The following is a 2,794-nucleotide window of genomic DNA, read 5'->3' as shown; positions in this document are numbered from 1 at the left end:
TTCATGTAGCTTATTGATAATTGGTAATTCATCCTTACTCGTAAGAGTTTCATATATTGTTCTATCGAGATCAAAAGGAGATAGTCCCATAAAAGTCGTTAAAGAAGCCTGGGGATCCATATCTACTAAAAGAACCTTCTTCCCTATATCTTTTTGAAGATGATAGCCGAGGTTCATTGTTAGCGTAGATTTTCCCACACCACCTGACATATTAAAAAGGGCTAATACGTTAGTCATTGGCAATTTTACAGAAGCTCAATAGGCTTGAAGGGAGTGAAGTAATTCTTGGTACTTTTCAAATTTAGTATTTCGGTGCGACGTCGCTCCGAGTTGCGTACCACAAGACTATATCTTTAGTCTGATGGAGTGACAAGCTATTATTAGTGATTCTGAAAAACTATTGTAATGAAAGTGCTCTTCTTATCAGTCAAGACCGATATTGTCGCTACATGCCTTGCAGGAACTACGATTTACCTGAAGTCTTGGACACAGAACAGATGATTACTAATCTGAATCAGCTATGGTCTGGTCAATCAGTGGAGTTACTTGTACGTAACAGGAGCAATTTACAGAGGCAATGGAAGTCACCGAAATCATTTAACTTTATGACGTAGACTTTGGACTCAAGGAGCTAGAAGATAGCTAAGGATATTTACATTAAGCTTACTCTTTTAAGAAAATTGTAGACTTCTTTACTCTCTATATCACAATCACATCCAACACCAATTTCTACTACATCATTGATTCTTGGGATTTTTACAAAGTAGGTCGAAGAATTCAACCTAGATCTAGACTCAACCAATAGGCCATTTAAGCCAGAAAATTGGTATGGCTCAATAGAACTTTGATACCCGTAGCCCATTCTCTTCTTTTTAGCTCTTTCTCTTTGAGCTACCCACTTATTCAACGGTAAATTTAGAGGATTAGGAATACGCCGGATATAGCGATAGTATAATCCTCTCCCACCTATCCCCCCTCTTGCTGTACAAGCAATAAGATCATAATCAACGGGTGTCAGAATCCAAACCTCACCATTATTGCGAAGCATCGTCCGTAAATTTTTGGATATTTTAACTTGGACACCAAATTGCTTAAGGTCTATGATTCTTGTTTGGGGGCTAGGCTTAAAATCGCGATCATAGTCTAGGCAATTCTCTCGCTGTGCCAAGATTGGGGTAAACATTGATATAGAACTCTTGATAGTAGATGTTTTTGACGCTTTAGAAAGCACAGGCACACTCTGAGCGCAAGTGAGGAGTACCGATAGAAAGAGAATAAATTTAGTTTTCATCGAAACAAACTATTCAACATCAGGTCCTCAGCATAAGGAAAAATTCCAATATTTCCAAGAGAACCATTATTGGGGAGAATCCATATCGACATAACCATATAGACCTGGATGGGAAGTGTCCAACAATACCTTTTTTTGACACACCTAGTTCTTATGAATAACCCACGGCCTCCACCTCAAGCTCCCTCAGAGATTGATTCACCTGCACCAGGTCAAATGCTTTCGGATCAAAATCACTCCCAACCCATTCCATTCTTTCCTCATACTGTGAATGTCGATGATTCTTCAGTACCCTCAGCAGATGAGCATACCCCCAGTCGCCACCGCAATCTTCCGGTGGACAGGCCCGCTTCCCAGCCAAACAAACGGGATAGTCTTTTCCAGGTTTACTCGCTAACCTTTTCTCCACCTTGATTTCGTGTTGCCACATATCTCCGAAATCGTAGGTATAGCCGAATGGGAATAAGTCATCCCCCAACAGTTCCGCCAATGTAAGAGTTTCATCTTCGCTCTCCGAGAACTGGTGCAGATGGTAGCCTTCCCAGCCCATCACGGCTTGAATCACTGTATGGAGTTGAGCTAGCGTCGTGGTTTCTGGGACTTGAATTCGCCGCCAGACTTGAGGTCTTACTCCCAACAGCGTGATTTTCAGTTGATAGATATTGGATACTGAATTCAAGGGGTGCCCCACCGAGGTAATCTGGGGCCGATCCGTAGGCTCTTCAACGACAGCCTCCAGTTGGATACTCTCCGGTTTCTCTGTGGGCTCTCCATTCCCTGGCGCTTCTCCATGCACCTCATAGAATTCCTGCTCCGCCTTCAGCTCAATCCCCCGATCCGAGTACCGGACAAAAGACTGTTCTGAAGCATGACGAGTAATCCGTCGAGCCAGAACGGAATCCATGTCCTTCATCACCAACCGAGTGGCTAGGGTGTGCCGTCCCCGGTGCGGATGGGCATTCTCTACCTCTGCAATATCAGCAATCGCCTTAAATATTTTGTAGATTCCCCAATACTGCAATCGCTTTCCCTTGCTGTTATTGGAGTGGGAGACAAACAATGGTGAATCATTTTCCAGAATATCCCCCTGCTGCTCTCGCCATAGCTTGTACTGGTCAATCGCTTTTCGGGCTTTCTTTAACAGGGGCACGGTGCCCACACTGTCAGCTTTGGCGACTCGGATGGTGAGGCGCTGCCCGTCATAGTCCTCGACGTTTAACCTGTGAATCTCCGATGCTCTCAACCCATGATCAATCAGGTGCAGCAAGGCCCGATCTCGGAAAGCATGGAATCCGCGATCTCAGATGGCCTGATAGAGATTATCGACTTCATCCTGGCTGAACTCCTGGAGCAGCACGGGATCGGCCTTGAGCTTTTCTAGGAGCAAAGTAGGGTCTTTGGGGATGTAGTCCCGGACCGTCAGCCATTTGAAGAAGCTCTGCAATGCGGCCAAGTTACGGTTAATGGTCGCGTTTTTTCGGAGTTGGCCCCGGTGATTGGGTT

Annotated in this window: 2 protein-coding genes and 2 pseudogenes; all 4 read right to left on the bottom strand. The window is 44.7% G+C overall.

The window, feature by feature from the left end; all coding sequences use genetic code 11:
- Positions 1-237 (bottom strand): ParA family protein (locus tag Q0991_RS05470; RefSeq protein ID WP_299486230.1); only part of this gene is annotated, 237 nt, incomplete at its 3' end.
- A gap of 415 nt (positions 238-652) precedes the next feature.
- A complete protein-coding gene (locus tag Q0991_RS05465; protein ID WP_299486228.1) occupies positions 653-1,291 on the bottom strand; it encodes a hypothetical protein in 639 nt (212 codons plus the stop codon).
- A gap of 151 nt (positions 1,292-1,442) precedes the next feature.
- A pseudogene (locus Q0991_RS05460) lies at positions 1,443-2,561 on the bottom strand (tyrosine-type recombinase/integrase); the annotation flags it as partial.
- Between the two features lie 30 nt (positions 2,562-2,591).
- Positions 2,592-2,794, bottom strand: a pseudogene (locus tag Q0991_RS05455) (integrase); the annotation flags it as partial.

The sequence above is a fragment of the Acaryochloris sp. IP29b_bin.137 genome, assembly GCF_028285745.1.
Taxonomy (GTDB): Bacteria; Cyanobacteriota; Cyanobacteriia; order Thermosynechococcales; family Thermosynechococcaceae; genus Acaryochloris.
Note: the sequence above shows the minus strand (reverse complement) of the source record. Positions and strands in the feature narration are given on the sequence as shown.

Bases quoted from the DNA above. Each gene is read 5' to 3' on its own strand.
- Q0991_RS05465 (WP_299486228.1), bottom strand. From the start codon at position 1,291: ATGAAAACTAAATTTATTCTCTTTCTATCGGTACTCCTCACTTGCGCT.